Annotated in this window: 15 protein-coding genes; 11 read left to right on the forward strand and 4 right to left on the reverse strand. The window is 67.0% G+C overall.

All coding sequences use genetic code 11. From position 1 onward, the window contains the following. Positions 1–669: 669 nt before the first annotated feature. From JWN03_RS32940 to JWN03_RS32950, 3 genes are all read left to right on the forward strand, one after another. Entirely contained in the window at positions 670–1,875 is a 1,206-nt protein-coding gene (locus JWN03_RS32940) for a GNAT family N-acetyltransferase (RefSeq protein WP_297623154.1), read from the forward strand. A gap of 415 nt (positions 1,876–2,290) precedes the next feature. Next, positions 2,291–2,680 carry a YccF domain-containing protein gene (locus tag JWN03_RS32945; protein WP_297623401.1) on the forward strand — a complete coding sequence of 130 codons (390 nt, stop codon included), beginning with the start codon at positions 2,291–2,293 and terminating at the stop codon, positions 2,678–2,680. Between the two features lie 28 nt (positions 2,681–2,708). Beyond that, positions 2,709–4,442 carry an AMP-binding protein gene (locus tag JWN03_RS32950; RefSeq protein WP_297623156.1) on the forward strand — a complete coding sequence of 578 codons (1,734 nt, stop codon included), beginning with the start codon at positions 2,709–2,711 and terminating at the stop codon, positions 4,440–4,442. Between the two features lie 23 nt (positions 4,443–4,465). Here the strand turns inward: JWN03_RS32950 and JWN03_RS32955 are convergent, their stop codons facing one another. Beyond that, positions 4,466–4,903, reverse strand: coding sequence for a MarR family winged helix-turn-helix transcriptional regulator (locus JWN03_RS32955; protein WP_297623158.1), 438 nt, complete (start codon positions 4,901–4,903; stop codon positions 4,466–4,468). 130 nt (positions 4,904–5,033) lie between these two features. On the opposite strand from JWN03_RS32955, the gene JWN03_RS32960 reads away from it, so the two are divergent. Both JWN03_RS32960 and JWN03_RS32965 read left to right on the forward strand, forming a co-directional pair. Beyond that, positions 5,034–5,273 carry a DUF2530 domain-containing protein gene (locus JWN03_RS32960; protein ID WP_297623160.1) on the forward strand — a complete coding sequence of 80 codons (240 nt, stop codon included), beginning with the start codon at positions 5,034–5,036 and terminating at the stop codon, positions 5,271–5,273. A gap of 90 nt (positions 5,274–5,363) precedes the next feature. Then, positions 5,364–5,978, forward strand: a complete 615-nt coding sequence (locus tag JWN03_RS32965; protein ID WP_297623162.1) for a TetR/AcrR family transcriptional regulator — start codon at positions 5,364–5,366, stop codon at positions 5,976–5,978. A gap of 228 nt (positions 5,979–6,206) precedes the next feature. On the opposite strand, the gene JWN03_RS32970 is transcribed toward JWN03_RS32965, so the two are convergent. Together JWN03_RS32970 and JWN03_RS45875 are read right to left on the reverse strand one after the other, a co-directional pair. Continuing rightward, a complete protein-coding gene (locus JWN03_RS32970) occupies positions 6,207–9,188 on the reverse strand; it encodes a sacsin N-terminal ATP-binding-like domain-containing protein (protein ID WP_441343106.1) in 2,982 nt (993 codons plus the stop codon). 270 nt (positions 9,189–9,458) lie between these two features. Further along, positions 9,459–10,847 carry a DUF3027 domain-containing protein gene (locus JWN03_RS45875; RefSeq protein WP_441343101.1) on the reverse strand — a complete coding sequence of 463 codons (1,389 nt, stop codon included), beginning with the start codon at positions 10,845–10,847 and terminating at the stop codon, positions 9,459–9,461. 17 nt (positions 10,848–10,864) lie between these two features. Between JWN03_RS45875 and JWN03_RS32980 the strand changes: the two genes are divergently transcribed. The 3 genes from JWN03_RS32980 (at position 10,865) to JWN03_RS32990 (ending at position 14,467) form a co-directional block, all read left to right on the forward strand. Beyond that, a complete protein-coding gene (locus JWN03_RS32980) occupies positions 10,865–11,659 on the forward strand; it encodes a glutaminyl-peptide cyclotransferase (RefSeq protein WP_297623164.1) in 795 nt (264 codons plus the stop codon). A 203-nt stretch (positions 11,660–11,862) separates the two neighbouring features. After that, on the forward strand, positions 11,863–13,917 hold the full coding sequence (locus JWN03_RS32985; RefSeq protein WP_297623166.1) for an MFS transporter: 2,055 nt from the start codon (positions 11,863–11,865) through the stop codon (positions 13,915–13,917). A gap of 16 nt (positions 13,918–13,933) precedes the next feature. Continuing rightward, a complete protein-coding gene (locus tag JWN03_RS32990; protein WP_297623167.1) occupies positions 13,934–14,467 on the forward strand; it encodes a DUF2771 domain-containing protein in 534 nt (177 codons plus the stop codon). Positions 14,468–14,555: 88 nt separating this feature from the next. Here the strand turns inward: JWN03_RS32990 and JWN03_RS32995 are convergent, their stop codons facing one another. Beyond that, complete coding sequence (locus JWN03_RS32995; protein WP_297623408.1) at positions 14,556–14,984, reverse strand: cold-shock protein; 429 nt, start codon at positions 14,982–14,984, stop codon at positions 14,556–14,558. A 182-nt stretch (positions 14,985–15,166) separates the two neighbouring features. On the opposite strand from JWN03_RS32995, the gene JWN03_RS33000 reads away from it, so the two are divergent. The 3 genes from JWN03_RS33000 to JWN03_RS33010 all read left to right on the forward strand — a co-directional run bounded on the left by JWN03_RS33000 (position 15,167) and on the right by JWN03_RS33010 (position 16,916). Beyond that, entirely contained in the window at positions 15,167–15,397 is a 231-nt protein-coding gene (locus JWN03_RS33000; RefSeq protein ID WP_297623437.1) for a hypothetical protein, read from the forward strand. A 460-nt stretch (positions 15,398–15,857) separates the two neighbouring features. Next, a complete protein-coding gene (locus JWN03_RS33005) occupies positions 15,858–16,484 on the forward strand; it encodes a resuscitation-promoting factor Rpf1 domain-containing protein (protein ID WP_297623169.1) in 627 nt (208 codons plus the stop codon). 243 nt (positions 16,485–16,727) lie between these two features. Further along, positions 16,728–16,916: a hypothetical protein gene (locus JWN03_RS33010; RefSeq protein WP_297623171.1), complete on the forward strand. Its 189-nt coding sequence runs from the start codon at positions 16,728–16,730 to the stop codon at positions 16,914–16,916. Positions 16,917–17,147: the final 231 nt, after the last annotated feature.

A 17,147-nucleotide genomic window follows, 5' to 3' on the forward strand; every position in this document is an offset into this window, starting at 1 on the left:
ACATCGAACCCGCCTCCGGCACAACGGAGGCGGGTTTCGTCGTTTCGGAAGCCCTTATCGCACAGCATTTCCCGGCGTTAACGTGGACTGCAAGGTCTTCTTAAGGAGATCGACAGCGACCCCCGGCATTGTTGTTCCCACGAGATCGAAATGATCTCGAAGGGAAACGAAAGAGTATGTGCCACAGGCGCATACAGCTGAGAGGGAAATATCATGCTGTACCTGCTCGATGCCGGCTCTTCTATCGCCGCAAACGCCACCGCCGCAATCGGCAATCTGATCAACATCATCATGGCGCTCGCCCCGCATCCCTGATCCGCCGATCGCCGGGGGCACCGTCCGGGGGGACGGGGTAACCAAACAACTCGGGGGTCGGGGGTTCACACCAAAGCGGGGGATTGCCTGGGGGCAACAATCTGGTCAGCGCTGGTCTGGGGGACGAGCGCTGATCCGGGGGGAACAGCTGGTCCGGGGGGACGAGCTGATCCGGGGCCAGCGTCGTCGGGGGACGGCACTGGCCGGGGGGACGCGCCGGGTCGGGGGGCCGGCGTGGAACCGGGGGGACGAGGGGGCCGTGTGGCGCCATCCGAAGAAGAGTCGGGGGCGGGTGGCGCCACGCGGAGGGAAAACCGAATGCGCGGGATGCCGGATTCATGGGATGGTCGAACCATGGCATCGACGAATGGCATTACCCTGCGTTCGGCCACCGAGAGCGACTGGCCGGCAATTCTGGAGCTGGCCGAAGTGTGCTTCGGCATGCGCTACGACCAGTCCGAAATCGAGAATATTCCGGGTCTGTTCCCCATCGACCGAGCGATTGTCGCCGTCGACGAGGGGCGGATCGTCGGGCATACCGTGGACCGGACCATGACGGTCACCGTGCCCGGTGCGGCCACCGTGCAGGCGGCGGGCGTGTCCGCGGTGACGGTCGCCCCCACCCATCGGCGGCGCGGCATTCTGCGCGCGCTCTACACCGCGCAGCACGAGCGCACCGAAGCCGAGGGCATACCGCTCACCATCTTCACCGCCAGCGAGGGCACCATCTACGGGCGGTTCGGGTACGGCCCGGCCACCGTGGAGAACGTGGTCAGCATCGACCGGGCGCTGGCCGAATTCCGGCCCACCGCACCCGATCCCGGCGGCGTGCAGACCTCCACCCTGGTCGCGGCGCAGGACCATATCCGGGAGGTGTACGACCGCTGGCGCCGTCTGGTCCCCGGTGGTCAGGCCCGCCCGGACGCCAACTGGAATATCTGGTTCGCCGATCCGGAGCGCCATCGCGAGGGCGCGTCCTCACTGTTCGTGCTCACCCATCCGGACGGTTATGTGCTGTACCGACGGCAGTGGCGCAGTGACGAATCCATCGCGACCGTGGCCGAGTTCCGCGCGGTCACGCCCGAGGCGCATGCCGCACTCTGGCGGGTGCTGCTGAGCCTCGACCTGCTGAAGAAGGTGGAGGCGTCGCTCACCGACGACGATCCACTCCCCCTGCTGGTGACCAATCCGCGGCTGGTCCGCACCACCGCCCGTTACGACGGCGTGTGGGCGCGGGTCATGGATGTACCGGCGGCGCTGTCCGCCCGGACCTACCAGCAGGATCTGGATACCGTGCTGGCAGTACAGGATCCGTTCCGCCATGCGGGCGGCACCTTCGCACTGCGGGTGCGGGACGGCGTGGCCGAATGCACGCCCACCAGCCGTCCGGCGGAGCTGGAACTCGGCATCGATGTGCTCGGCAGCCTGTACTTCGGTGCGCATCGGGCACGAGTCTTCGCCGCCGCCAACCGAATTCAAGCCAAGGATGCGGGAGTACTGCGCGCGTTCGACACGGCCTTCACCGGCGAGCAGGATCCGGAACTCGGCTGGTTCTTCTGAGCCCGCGGGAATTCCACTGAGCCAGAACGACAGCTGCGAGGCGGCACCCCGGGGGTGCCGCCTCGCAGCCGGTTTCACGCTATCTCGATGCCGTCCTCCGGCTTGTCCCGCCCGCCGGCGCAATAGTTTGCCCATAGTGTGCTTCTATCTGTGCACGTGTTCCATACACGCGCCTCAGGGTGCCAACCGAACTTGAATCTTCAATCCCGAGAGCCATAAATAGGCAATCCCGAGTCGGATCGGAGTCACTCGAGATCATTAGCGGGATATTTGCAACAAGAGATCTCGGAGCGAGACGATTCAGGCACTCGCAATGCGAATCCCGCACACCCTGATCGGTACCCCCACCGATAAGTCAGGGTTCTCCCCGTGGTGGACACCCCCGCGGCGCTGGCATGCTGGAAGGGTGAAACCGATCCAGCTGATTCTGAACGTCCTGTGGCTCGTCCTGGTCGGATTCTGGATGGCCGTGGGTTATGTGATCGCGGGGCTCATCTGCTGCGTGCTGATCGTGACCATTCCCTGGGGCATCGCCTCGTTCCGCATCGCCTCGTTCGTACTCTTCCCGTTCGGGCGGGAGGCGGTCGAGAAGCCGGGTGCCGGTGTGGCGTCGATGCTCGGCAATGTCATCTGGATCATCGTCGCCGGCTGGTGGCTGGCGCTCGGGCATCTGTTCACCAGCATTGCCCTGGCCATCACCATTATCGGAATCCCGTTCGCCTGGGCCAACCTCAAGCTGATCCCGATCTCGCTAATGCCGCTCGGCCGCGAAATCGTGCCCAGTGACCGGGTTTTCGGCGCCTGAACCCGCTCCGGCGCGGCAGAGTGTTGTCATGCACGACAATCCGCCCAGGCAAGACAATCCGCTGTGGGCGTCCGGCCCCGAGATCCCGCGGCTCACACCCGCCGAGGTCGCCGAACGCGGCCTGACCTTCGCCGATCTGCTGCTGCTTCGCGAGCACGACGAGCATCCGGGGTTGCGGTTCGAGGACTCCGTCTGGACCTGGGGCGAGGTGGTGCGGGAATGCGCCGCCCGCGCCGAGGTGCTCGGCGAGCTGCGCCGCCCGGACCGCCCCTTCCATCTCGGGGTGCTGCTGGAGAATGTGCCCGAGTACATCTTCCTGCTCGGCGCGGCCGCGCTGTCGGGTGCGACGCTGATCGGCATCAATCCGACCCGGCGCGGCGGCGAGCTGGCCGCCGATATCCGGGGCGTGGACTGCGATCTGATCATCACCGACTCGCAGCAGCGGGAACTGCTCGCAGATCTGGACACCGGCGTGGACGCGGACCGCATCCTGGCCGTCGATGAATCCGCGTGGCTCGAACGTCTTTCCGCCGCGTCCACCCATTCTGTGCGGGTCGCGCCCGAGGCGCGGGAGCGGTCCACCCGGCTGCTGCTGACCTTCACCTCCGGCTCCACCGGCGCACCGAAGGCCGTGATCTGCACGACCGGGCGGCTGGCGGCACTCGGCGCCATGAACCACTGTTCGCTGACCCGCGAGGATGTCACCTACAACGCCATGCCGCTGTTCCACGGCAATGCGATCATGGCGTGCTGGGCGCCGTCGGTGTTCACCGGCGCGACCTTCACCATGCGACGCCGGTTCTCGGTCTCTGGTTTCCTGCCGGATATCCGCCGGTTCGGGGCCACCTATTTCAACTATGTCGGCCGGTCGCTGGCCTATCTGCTGGCCGCGCCGGAGTCACCGCTGGAGCGAGATACCAAGCTGCGCATCGCCTTCGGGACCGAGGCGGCGCCACGCGACCGGGACGAGTTCGCGCGCCGGTTCGGGGTGCGGCCGGTGGAGAGCTACGGGTCGAGCGAGGGCGGGGTGGTGATTCGGCTGTCACCGGACTCACCGCCGAATTCGCTCGGCCGGGCGCCCGAGTTCATGAATATCGAAATTCACGACGAGCACGGAAAGCCGTGTCCACGTGCGTATTTCGATGAACGGGGTGCGCTGGTCAATGCCGCGGAGGCGATCGGCGAGATCGTGAACATCACGGGCGCGGCCATGTTCGAGGGTTACTACCGCAATGAGCAGGCCAGTGCGGAGCGCATCGACGGCGCGATCTTCCGCACCGGCGATCTCGGTTATCAGGACGAGGCCGGATTCTTCTACTTCGCAGGACGTTCCAGCGATCGCATCCGGGTGGACAGCGAGAACTTCTCGTCCGCACCGGTGGAACGGATTCTGGCGCGCTTCCCGGGCGTGAAACTGGCGGCGGTCTATCCGGTGCCGGACCCGCGCACCGGTGATCAGGTGATGGCCACGCTCGAACTCGACGCGGGGGTGGAGTTCGATCCGGCGGAGTTCGGCCGATTCCTGGCCCGGCAAAGCGATCTCGGTACCAAGTGGGCGCCGCGGTTCCTGCGGATCACCGCCGCGCTGCCGGTCACCGCCACCCGGAAGATCGACAAGCCCGCGCTGCGCCGCGAGTCCTGGCTGGCGAACGACCCGATCTACCTGGGCGCTGGGAAAACGCCGGAGTACCAGCGCTTGACCCCGCTGCTACGGGCGGAGCTGGCCGAGGAATACGCGCTGTACGGCCGCACTCCGAACTGACGCGGCCCGAGAGCCGGTCCGCGCTACTCGGATTCGTCGACGATCTGCTTCATGATGCCGACGGCCTGCCCGAGCACCTTCAGCTGATCCGGGGTCAGGCTCGACAGCTGCTCGGTCATCCAGGCTTCGCGCGCATGGTTTTCGTCGGCGACGAGAGCGCGGCCGGACTCCGAGAGCGAGACGATGATCTGGCGGCCGTCGGTGGGGTGCGGATTGCGCTCCACCAGAGCCATTTCCGACAGGGAGGCGATCACCCGGGTCATGGACGGCGGTTGTACGCGCTCCTTGGCGGCGAGTGTGCCCGGCGTCATGGCGCCGTCACGATTGAGGGTGGCGAGCGCGGAGAGCTGCGTCAGCGAAATCTGGGCATCGGCGCGCCTACCTCGCAGATGTCGCGTCAAGCGCACTACCGCCAGCGACAGTTCACCGGCGAGCGCTCGAATATCGGAAGGCGTTGTCACAGAGGCAAACGATACGTGACACCTCCCGCCGGGGACGCCGGTTCAGTATCAGACCTCCGCCACCAGGTGGCGAACCCACCGGTACGCGCCCTGTCCCCCGCTACACCCCTGCACCTTCTACTCTGGAGACGTGACCCAGCCCGTGCCGGAAATCCCCCCGCGCTTCACCGACCCGCGTCCGGTGCTGGCCATCGGCAGCATCGGCTTCCTGATCGCCACCATCGCCGTCTGGCTGAATGACAGCTGGGCGACCGCTCGCCCGATTTGTCTGATGGGTCTGGGAGTCGGACTGCTCGGCTACGCCCTCTTCGTTATCCAGCGCCGCGGCGCCCGTCGTGGTGACAAAGGCGCGCAACTCGGGCTGGAGTAACCCCCGGACGAGCGTCCAGCAGAAAATTTATGAGCGTGCGAATTGACTGCACGCGTTGTTGACGCTTAACTCCCTGGAGTGTCCTCCCGATTGAGCGTCGAAGAACGACGGGCCCACCTTATCGAGGCGGCCATCGGCCTTGCCGAAAAAAAGGGCGTGGCAGGAGTTACCACGCGCGATGTTGCTCAGGCAGCCGGTGTTTCGCTCGGTGTGGTGCATTACTGTTTCGAAAACAAGGACCAGCTGATGACAGAGCTGGTCAAGGCGCTTTCGATGGAATTGCGAGATTCCGTCGACGCCAACGAAGCAGTATGGCAAGACGTCGGAACTGGAAAAGAAGCACTTCAAAGATTGGTGCGCGCGGCACTCGAACTCATGTGGCTCAATGTCGAAGCCACTCCCGAACGCCAACTACTCACCTACGAAACAACCACCTACGCACTTCGCGAAGGTGAACTAACTCCGGCAAAACTCGCGATTGCTCGCGAGCAGTACTTGTTCAACGACTCCACCCTTGCCGACATCGTCGAGCATGCGCGTGAAGCCACGTCGACGCAGTGGTCCCTCCCCGTCGGCACGCTCAGTCGCTTCATTCTCGCCACCATCGACGGCATAGTGCTCCGCTGGCTCGTCGACAACGACAGTGCCGCCGTCCGTGAGCAATTGGACGTTCTCGCCACCATGGTGTGCTCCTACGCCAGCTGATCTGCCCCAGCTGCACTGTCCCGCAATACAACCGCGTCCGGCGCGGGCATCCCCGATGGATGCCCGCGCCTGACGCGATTTCGGGGAATGACCACCCTCGTATCCCGGCGCAGCACCTCGTCGTCCCGGCGCGCTTTTAACCGGGATCCACAGCGCCCCAATGAGGACCGGTGGATCCCGGCCAAAAGCATGCCGGGATGACGGGGCGGCTAAGCCCTGACGGCGGGGTCAGTCGTTCGGCACCGCGATGTGCGGGTGCGCTTGGACGTGGGTGACGTCGCCTTCACGCCACCAGGCGACGGCGACCGTGGCTTCGACTGCGCCGGTGAGGCGGACTCGGAGTTCGTCGTGGATTACGAGTTCGCCTGTGCGCGTGGGGGAACCGAATTGCAGGCGGAGCAGGACACCGAGGGGTTCGGCGGTCCAGGTGGTGTGGCGGCCTTCGCCGAGGACTTCGGCGGTGACCGCTTGTGAGGCGAGGGGAAGGTCGAGGAGGGCTGCCAGTGAAGGGGCCGTGTCGATATCGCCGACGATCAGGCGGTCGGCGGGCAGGGCCGGGCCGAACCAGGGCTGGTCCAGGACCAGGGCGTCGGCGGCATCGATGACCACGCCGGTCAGGGCGCGGACCTTGTCGGGTGCATCCAGGTCCGACACCTCCAGGACGCCGTCGGCGAGACCCTCGGCCAGACGGCGGTGCGTCTGTGAAATCGCCTCGGGGACAGGGATTCTCGTCGGATCGGCGAGTGCATCCATGAGCTCTTCGGCCAGCTCGGCGGACATGACCTCCGGATCGGCGAGCACGGCGCGCAGCACCCGCAGATCGTGGGTGCCGAAGCCGGGAATCACCGGGAGCAGACCGTCGAAGGTCGTATCGTCGGGATGCCGCATGCGGCCGAGCGCGATGCCGTCGATGTGCGCGTGCCGGCGCAGCCACCACGCGGTGTAGCCGTCACGGTCGCCGAGCAGCGGGCGGGTGTTCTCGTCGGACAGCAAGAGCTGCAAGGCTTCCGGCCATTTGTCGTCGTCCACCAGATCCAGGTCGCGGACGGCGCACAGCTCGCGCGGATCGTCGGCGAGACGGTCCCACCAGGATTCCTCGTCATCGAGGTGATGGTCCGGGCCCGTCGGATCCGACTCGGTAACCACGGTGAAACTCCAGCCGACACCGATGGCGCGCAAGGCTTCCGGGCCGTACTGCTGGAGCGTCTCCGCGGCGACGGTGCCGAGCGGGGACTCCCCGTCCAATATCCGGCCCAGCGGTGCGTCCGGGAGCAACAGCTCGTCGGCGGGCTGCAATTCACCCGTGCTGTCCGGCAATTCGAGCGATCCGAGCCAGGACGGCAGCGCGCCGGGCACGGACACCGCATGCGCCGCCAGCCCCAGTACCGCCTCGACGGTATCGGGATCGCTCGGGTCGTCCTCCAGCTGCGCCTGCAGCGCAGGATCGTTCAGCAGGTCCTCGGGCGTGGCAGCGCGCGCTCCCAGCCGCCCCAACAGCTCGTGTGCGGCCTCCGGATGCGCCAGCCGCGCCCAGTGCACCGGAATCGGCGATTGCAGCTGATCGTCCAGCACCACCGTGCGCGGACCGGTCACCACCCGGCCATCCGCCAGCGGCACCGCGAGAGCGCCGAGCTCCTCCACCGACAGTGGATCGAGGACGAACGGCTCCAAGGCGTCGTACAGCGAATACCACCACTGCGGTGCGCGTTCCAGGCTGCTCGACAACTCCGCTATCCGGGCCAGCCCGAGCCGATGCACATCCAGCGCCGCCAGGGCATCGGAACCCGCGCGCCCGGACAATTCCGGAATCACCAGCGGTCCCACGATTTCGGTGAGCAGTGCCGCCAATTCCGTTGTGACGCCGGTGAACACACTCACCCGACTGGGCCGCTCGATCGAGAAAGCGGTCCGCACCGCCGATCCGGCCCCGTTACGCGCCGCACCGAACAGCAGGTCGTCGTCGAGCAGATCGTCCGAATCACTCGGGCGACCGGCATCGAGTGCGGATGCGGCGGCACTGTCGGGCTCGTGCGCGGGGTCCGATGCGAGGGCCAGATCGGCGGCGAGGACGGGGTCGGTGGCCGACGCGTGGTCCGAGGTGCTCAGGACCGGGAGCCAGGGGTGTTCGCGGAGTTCTGCGACCAGGGCCTCGCGCAGCAGGCTGTCGGCCTCGCTGCGGGCGAAGGCCGGGGCGGGCACCAGCACCAGGCGATCGATCGGCGGCAGGGCGCGGGCGAAATCCGCGTAGCCGGCGGCCAAGTCGGTGATCCTGGCGCCGGGCAGCAGGCGCCGGCGGTCCGGCTGCATGGGAATATCTGCGATGAGCAGCGCCGGCAGCGACAGCTCCTCGTCCGAACGGGTGGGTGCGCGCAGCACATCCGGTGTCGTCACGACCGGGCGGCCGCTGCGCAGCGGCAGCAGCCAGCGCGCGTGCGCGGTCCGGTACTGCCACCAGCGGCGATCCTCGCCCTCGGGCCCGGTGACGCGCACTTCCTGAATACCGTTTTCGAGTTCGGTTACGGTACTCGCGATTTCATCGTCGCCGACTCGAATGTGTTGCAGTGCAGGCAATTCCAGCAGAAGATCCACCGCTTCTGCGCGCATGGCCGTGAGCAGTCCGACGGTGTCGATATCCTCGCGCAGCGTGAGGACGACTTCGCTGTCGAATTCGGCGGCCGGTCGCTCATCGGACGGCCACGCCAGCCGCAGTGCGGGCGGCGCGAATCCACCTTCGACATCGGGGATATCGATCCCCTCCGTCCCGAGCAGCGCATGCGTATCGGCCCGCGAGAACCGCACCGACCCACTGCGGGAACGGAATTCGATGTCATCCGACACCGCCAGCACCGCCGTGAACCCCACGCCGAACCGCCCCACGGCGGCGTCGGCGCTACCCTTCGCGGAGGCACGCAGCGCCGTCAGCGCATGTACGCCCGAAACATCAAGCTCCACACCGGTATTCGCGACATGCAGCGCGCGGCCCTCCAGCCACACCGCAACCCGCCCGGCCACGCCGGCTTTGGCCGCGGCATCCGCCGCATTCTGCGCCAGCTCAGTCAGCAGCCGATCGCGATACCCCGCCCGCACCAGATCCGCCTCGGTGGCCGCATCCTCACGCAACCGGGTCGGCGACCCCCGCCACGCCGCGACCACCCCCGCCCGCAGCGCCGCAGTATCGAACGGATCCCCCACTCCCAGACCGCCGTTCAACCTACGCACCCCTTCCACTCGTCAACACCGGCACGGCGTGCATCGCCGTCCGTATACCCGCACGCGAACAGCACACAATAGGCGCGTTACCGAAAAATTTCCCACACCGGCCACCGCGCCTGGACTCGGAACACCGCGCGCCCGAGGGCTTTTCGAGCCTTCGGAGCACGACGAGCAGCGGCTCGGCGCATGGTCGCACGGCAGTCTCCGGGTGGGCGGGCAGGCCCGCCCCGATCATGACGGCCGCGTCCGAGGTCTCGGCCGCGAAGCTCAGCGGGACTCCGGCGCTCCGGGGTCGCCCGGCTGTGCCGCACCGGTTTCGGAGTCGACGCGGACAGCGGTGACGCCCCAGGCGTCGTCCTCCATCGCGTCGGGGTCGGTCACATCGAAGAGGGTGAAGGGGCCGCTGTCGGCCGGGGCGGCCGGAACATCGGATTCCACGGTTGCCGCAGCGGCTTGCGTGGCATTCACATCGCCCAGCACGGACACCGAGTCGGCGATGACATCCTCATCGGCAGCAGCCGTGTCCGCAAGATCGGCCGCGACCACAGCAGTCTCGGCGTCGACCGGAATATCCTCGGCGACAGCATCATTCAACGCAGTCCCCGTGCCGGCGGGCGTAGCGCTCGCATCGACCGCGGGCGTTATGCTCACCTCGGCGGCGTACTCGGCGTTCGCATCGGTCCCGGGCGGAATACTCACCGCGGTCGCGGGCTCGATACTCACCTCGGACACGGGCTCACCGTTGGGGTCGACCGTGGTTTCTTCGTTCACATCAGTCACGAACTCGACTTCCGCATCAGCCACGAGCTCGACAGGTGCGTCGACCGTGGACATTTCAGTGCTCTCGGCTGCGGATTCGGCTGCGCGGGAGGCAGTTTCGAGAGCCGCGAGCTGCTCCCGAGTACGGAATTCCGATTCGGGGACGATATCGAAGGCGGCGTCGTCATAGGCCTCGAAGGCCGGGGATCCGGCGCCGGTGGGGAGTTCGGTGTCCGAATGTGCGCCGCAACCGTATTCGCGGTGCACCACATGGCCGTCCGCACCCATGGCATTGGCGCAGACGCCGAATCCGGCGCGCAGGGCGCCGGCCAGCGGTACGAAGAATCCACAGACGCCACAGCTCGCGGGTGCCGCACGGGCCATATCGGTGTCGGGACCGAATTCGGAGAACCAGCGGTCGGCGGCGTCCTCGCGGCCTTCGCGGCTCAGCACCCGGCTGCGGCCGAGACCCAGTTCGAGCGCGACCTCGTCGACGACCGGGTCGCCGGTGACAAGATAGCCGGGCACCAGGCGCGGATCGTCCTGCAGTGGGGCCAGCAGGTCGCCGGGTCCCAGATCGCCGGGGCGGATGCGCTGGTCCCACGGCAGGAAGTCCGGCGCGACCAGCGCGTCCGGGCCGGGTAGCAGCGCCGATTCGCTCACCGTGACTCGAGTGGCCCCAGGCGCGGCGGCCACGACCACCGCCCACTGCCAGCCCCGATAGCCCGGCAGGGTGGCCTCGAAGTGATGGGTGGCCGCCGAATCGTCCTCGGTGGTCACGCCCAGATGCATGCCGACGCCGAACGGCTCCAACTCCAAGAGCGCACGGCGAGCCAGGTCGACCGCCTCCGCCAGGATCGGCCGTACAACGGACTCCGAAACTCCAACCGCGCTCACGCCCTACATTTTGCCGTATGGAGCGCAAACGCCGTGCACCGGTAGCGGCCGTCCCCCTTGTTCTGGCCACCGCCGTGTGCCTGGCCGTCGTTATGGCCGCCTGCAGCAGCCCGGACGACACGCCGCAACTGCGTGTCGAAGTCGTCGCCATGCGCGCACACGACACCGCGGCCTTCACCGAGGGCCTGGAGGTGGACGGCGACACGCTCTACGAGAGCACCGGACTTTCCGGACAGTCCTTCGTCCGCGCGAGCAAGCTGTCCGACGGCACCGAGCCGGCCCGCGCCGACCTGCCGGCCCCCCTGTTCGGCGAGGGCATCACCCGCGCCGGAAACGTGCTCTGGCAGATCACCTATCAGGACCACATCGCCATCGCCCGCGATCCGGAAACCCTTACCGAGCTGCGCCGCACCGGTTTCGACGGCGAGGGCTGGGGCCTGTGCACCCGGGACAACCGAATTCTCATGAGCAATGGTTCGAGCACCCTCACCTTCCGCGACCCGCACACCTTCGCTCCCACCGGAACGATCAGCCTCACCAGCCGTACCGGCACCCGCCTCAACGAACTCGACTGCGCCCCCGACGGTTCCGTCTACGCGAACGCCTGGCCGACCGACACCATCCTGCACATCAATCCCGAAACCGGCGCTGTACTGGGCGTTATCGACGCCTCCGGCCTCCTCCCGAAGGGTTCCCGCACCCCCGACACCGACGTCCTGAACGGCATCGCCCACCTCCCCGGTACCGACCACTTCCTCCTCACCGGCAAGAAATGGCCGTACACCTTCGAGGTCCGCTTCGTCCCCGCCTGACGCCGCAGCGCACCGGCACGCCCACTGCCGCACACAAGCTGTCACGCCGCGCACCGAATAGCAGCAAATTCCATGCGCGGTGTGCGAAATCCTGCGCGGGAACGGCCCGATGGCGGGAATTGGGGGCGGTGTGGGACGCAATGTGGCGGCGCACACCTGCGGTAGTGGAGCCGCCGGTCTTCGACACTGCAAGAATTGGGGGCGTGACGACTCCACGAGACTCAGGCGCCGACTCCGGTCGGTGGTGGGACGAGGAGTCTCCGCTCATCGAACGGCATCCGGGATTCGACCGGTACCCGCCCGCAAATACCCCGGCGCGAGGGTCGCGCACCAACGAGCCGGAGGTGCCGGAGTTCCTGGCCGGGCACAAGCCGGCGCATCCGGCGGACCCACCGCACGCTTCCGACGAGCAAGCTCCCCGCAGCACTTCGCGCTGGTCGCGGCGACGCCGGTCGGAGCCGACACCGTCGGACCGGCCGGAGGCTCCGTCCACTCGGCCGGTCGCCTCGGACCACACCTCCGGGCCGCAGGCAGCACCGACCACCGAATTCCGGGGCACACCGCCGCCGGGAGCGCGGCCGAGCGGTACGCGTCCGGCCCCGCCGACGGCTCGGTACGAGGCACAGCCGCCCGCCCGGCATGACACACCGCCGCCGACTCCGCATGAGGAGCTCGAGGGGCGTGCGGGGCAGGCACGGCGGCAGGAGCCGGAGCGCGGTCCTGCCGGTCGACCGGAACAGCCGCATCCGGGCAATCCGGAAACGACGCGCCCGCTGACACATTCGCATGACCTGGGGGCTGAGCAGGATGATGCGCCCGATCCAGGACTGCACAAACCACCGAAGAAGCTGACCGTCACTCGGGTGGCGGCGCGGCGCAGCCGGGAGCTCACCGAGCGCGGTTTCGCGACCTTCCAGCGTGCGGCCAAGGCCGATGGCGCGGAGGAATCCGGGCTGACCGCACTGGTTTACGCCACCATGGCCAATTTCGCGACGGATGCCGCGGTAGGGGTGGCATTGGCGAACACCCTGTTCTTCGCCAGTGCCACCGCGGAATCCAAGACCAAGGTCGCGCTGTACCTGTTGATCACCATTGCCCCGTTTGCGGTGATCGCACCGTTGATCGGTCCGGCACTGGATCGATTGCAGCGAGGTCGTCGACTGACACTGGCCGGGTCGTTCGCCGCGCGTGTGCTGGTGGCAATCCTGTTGATTTTCAATGTGAACAACTGGGCGCTGTATCCACTCGCGTTGTGCATGATGATTCTCAGCAAGTCGTTCTCGGTATTGAAGAGCGCGGTAACGCCGCGCGTGCTGCCGGCGGGAATCGACCTGGTGCGCACCAATTCCCGTCTCACCGTATTCGGCCTGGTGGGTGGCACGATGGGCGCGGGCGGCATCGCGGCACTCATTGCCCTGGTGGCCCATTCGGCCGGAGCGCTGGCCTTTGCCGCGGTGCTGGCGGGCGTGGGTTGCTATCTGAGCCTGAAGATCCCGTCATGGGTCGAGGTCACCGAGGGCGAAGTACCAGCAACCCTGACATACCACGGCGACGATTCACACACCGAGGTGCTGGGCGCGAATCAAACCACCGAGGTGCAGCCGAGTCGGCGCCGCCAGCCACTGGGCCGAGCCGTGGTCACGGGACTGTGGGGCAATAGCACCGTCCGCCTCCTGACCGGATTCTTGTTCTTCTACGTGCCTTTCGTCGCCAAGTCCACCGAGCACGAGCCAGCAAAACTGGCCGCAATGCTCGGCGTGTTCGGCGCGTCCGCGGCCATCGGCAACTTCGCAGGCAATGCGACCGGTGCGCGCATGAAGCTGGGCCGCCCGACCCAGCTCGTCCTCATCTGCACCATCGCCTGCGTCGCGGCGGGTGTGATCGCGGCATACCTGGACAGCCTGATGGGCGCGGCCATCGCGACCCTGGTTGCCTCGGGCGCAAGCGCATTGGCGAAGGTGTCGCTGGATGCCTCCATCCAGGACGACCTCCCCGCCGAATCCATCGCCTCCGGTTTCGGCCGCTCGGAAACGGTATTGCAGTTGTCCTGGGTGATCGGCGGCTCGATGGGCGTGCTGCTGCCGACCGACTGGTGGATCGGTTTCGCTGCGGTCACGGCGGTGATGGCGCTGGGACTGACCCAAACAGTGGTCAGCTACCGTGGTCATTCGCTGCTGCCCGGTTTGGGCGGCAACCGACCGCAACACGCGCAGCAGGAGATTCCCGGTGCTCACGGCACCGCGGAGCCCACTCGGTGAGGACAGGAACCCAACGGTGAGCAAACCCAACACCCGCACGATCGTCGCTCTCGCGGCAGCGGCCCTGCTCGTGGTGGCCGTGGCCTACGTGGCCGTCATCGTGGTGCTGGCGCGCCATGCGGACAAGCCGCAGCCGCAGATCACCGCGTATGCGCACGGTAAGTCGGTGAGCGTGACGCCGTACCTGTACTGCGACGTCCATATCGAGGACAACAAGCTCGATCTGCGCAATTGCGATGACAGCCAGCACATTGCCGAACTGACCGTCCCCGCCGGCTATCCGCTGCAACTGTCGCTGCCCAAGGAGATCGCGGACGCGCCGTGGCAGATGGTGCTGGTGTATCAGCTGCCCGACGGACAGGGCGCCCAGCGGCTGGCCACGCACCGCGATTTCCCGCAGGATGCCCGCGCCATCACCGTGCCGACACCGACGGACCCGCATCTGCAATTGACGGGTATCGAACTGCAGCTGCCCATTCCGGCCCGGGACGAGAACGGCCAGGAGGGCTACGTCACCTCGGCACGCTGGGCCATCCACACGGCCGCCTGAAAACCGGTGCGGCCCACACACTTCTGAAATACAGCGGGCCCCGATGAGCATCAGCTCATCGGGGCCCGTTGGCTTTTCGGTCTTCGGCCTAGTGGTCGAGCTCCCGCGCCACGCCGCGCACCACCTCGGCGATGCGCTGGGCGAGCTTGCGGTCCGGATACCGGCCCACCCGCAGATCGGGCTGCACCTTGGTGTCGAGGAGCGTGATCATGTCCTCGATGAGGCCGTGCAGCTCGTCGGTGGTCTTGCGGTTGATCGGGGCGTCACCGCGTCCGCGACGCTCGCCGCGCTCACGCTCGGGCGCACGGACAGTGGGGGTTTCGAGCAGCTTGAGGCTCAGCGCCTGGGGACCGCGACGACCCGCCGCCATCCCGAATTCGACCCGCTGCCCGGGCTTGAGCACTTCGACGCCCTCGGGCAGCGCCGACGATCGAACATAGACATCCTCACCCTCATCCTGGGAAAGGAAACCGAAGCCCTTTTCGACGTCGTACCACTTCACCTTGCCGGTCGGCACTGCGCTCACCTGTTCGTTATTCGATGCCCGGGCACGCCGGGCACAGTCTTGATCGACGGACCGATCGTCCGCAACCTGTCGGATTTGCGAAAGAACGCGCCCCACAGCTGTGGCAGGACGCGATGGTCTTCGAGTCTACCCCGGTGTGAATAGCCCGAGCACCTCAGTTTTACGGTCTTCAAGTGTCCGACACTTCCTCGAAGCAGGCTCCGCGCAGGTCCGGAAGCTGGCTGCTGTATTTCGCCATGGCTTTGTTCGCGGTGGGATTGCTAGCCATCGTGGCAATCTTCGGCGTCGGCCTGCTGTCCGATTCCAAGCCGGGACTGTGGCTGTATGTACTCGCCATGGCAGCGCCCCTCGGTTTCCTACTGGCGATCGTGTTCGCCCTGTGGTCCGGCCGCCGCGCGCGCTGACGCCACCCAACGCGGCACCGACGCGGCACGGGTACGCACCGGCGCGCGTCAGGGCTGCCGCGACACGACCGATTGCCCCGTTCGTTACCCAACTATGCGTGTGATCCTCGTCACATAACGGAACGGTCACAGGCTTGCAACGGACCGCTACAAAGTGAGACTCGCCGCGACCACCTGCGCAGACGATATGCGGAACCCCTTGCGCCGGATAGTGACCCGGACAGACACGGCGGTTACCAAATGGAGACTTTTCACGGCGATCGTCGTAGTGTTCCCTTCCAGTCGGGTCAGCCCGGCGCCACCGGCCCGCCGCACAAAACCTCACCCCGCGGGCACGGACCCCCAACTGGAATCAGGGGTGAGGGCGAGGACAGCGCGCACTAGCGCGCCGGAACGGACGACCTCTCAGTTCGTCGCCGGTAGTCGGTCCCGCAAGTGCGTACGAGAGGAAAACCCGAACATGAGTGGACGCCATCGCAAGCCGAGCAACACCGGTCGCACGGTCGCCAAGGTTGCCCTGACGGGCATCGCCCTCGGTGGAGCCGGTGTGGCCCTGGCCGGTAACGCCAGCGCGGCACCCGACTCCGACTGGGACAAGCTGGCTCAGTGCGAAGCCGGCGGTAACTGGGGCATCAACACCGGCAACGGTTTCCAAGGCGGACTGCAGTTCTCGCCGAGCACCTGGAATGCGCACGGCGGCGGCGAATACGCCCCCAGCGCCAACCAGGCCAGCCGCGAGCAGCAGATCACCGTCGCCGAGAAGGTGCTCGCCACGCAGGGCTGGGGCGCATGGCCCTCCTGCTCCTCGAGCCTCGGCCTCCACAGCCAGGCCAGCGACCGCCCCGCCGTCGCCTCGCAGGACGCGCCGCGCTGGAACCCCGGCCAGGCCCCCGCACAGCAGGCCGCAGACGGCAGCCAGCAGGTCTACCAGGCTGTCGATCGCGCCGTGCAGGTTGTCGAGCAGCAGGGCATCCAGGTCCCGCAGCCGGTGCTCGATTTCCTGAATGTGAGCAAGGCCAACAACACTCAGCTCGATCCGTCGATCGTGAACTTCTTCCAGGCGAACAAGGGTCTGCTCCCCAACTGAGCTGCTACCCCGTTCGCGCACATACGCCCCGCATCAGTGTCGATGCGGGGCGTTTGTCGTTATTTCCCAGCCATGTATGGCAGCGCCCAGAGATGACGAGCCTGCATGGTTCGCGGCCCGTCTCGTTCTGGACTGAGTGGAGCGGAGGAGCGAAGCGGAGGGAAGAACGAGACTCCAGGGCCGCGAACCCGCGGCGGCGGAGCCGACGCAAATTAAACACAGCGCTCATGCCAGAATGGGCGCGTGGTGAACAAATCGAAGAAACCCTACGTCGACAATGGCTGGCCGGATACGGCCAATGGCGATCACGCGGTCACCGAACTCTCTTCGACTCGCTCTGGCGGCCTCTCGCCATACGGCGACGAGACCGAGTTCCCGCTTCCCGCCGATCAGCTGCCCTACGTGCACCCGCACACGGTCATCAACCGCTGATCCGCCTCTCAACCGATAACCATGCGGTGAACGGCGCGGCTCGCTTTCCGGCGGCCGCCGCGCACGCGACTAAGGTCGCGGCGGCGGCTGCTCGTCCGCGCCTCACACCGCCCTCTCGCCGTGCCCGCGGCCTTGCGCGCCGCGCTCGCGCCGCCGTCGTCCGCCTGGATCGGGTGAAGTGACCGATACCGCTAACCCCGCCGAGAACGGTGCTGCCGCAAAGGCGTCCAA

The organism is Nocardia sp., from assembly GCF_025465275.1.
Lineage (GTDB): Bacteria > Actinomycetota > Actinomycetes > Mycobacteriales > Mycobacteriaceae > Nocardia.

What these genes read in the sequence shown, in the direction of transcription:
- JWN03_RS32940 (WP_297623154.1), top strand. Translation starts at nt 670, where the DNA reads ATGGCATCGACGAATGGCATTACCCTGCGTTCGGCCACCGAGAGCGAC.
- JWN03_RS32950 (WP_297623156.1), top strand. Translation starts at nt 2,709, where the DNA reads ATGCACGACAATCCGCCCAGGCAAGACAATCCGCTGTGGGCGTCCGGC.
- JWN03_RS32980 (WP_297623164.1), top strand. Translation starts at nt 10,865, where the DNA reads ATGGAGCGCAAACGCCGTGCACCGGTAGCGGCCGTCCCCCTTGTTCTG.
- JWN03_RS33005 (WP_297623169.1), top strand. Translation starts at nt 15,858, where the DNA reads ATGAGTGGACGCCATCGCAAGCCGAGCAACACCGGTCGCACGGTCGCC.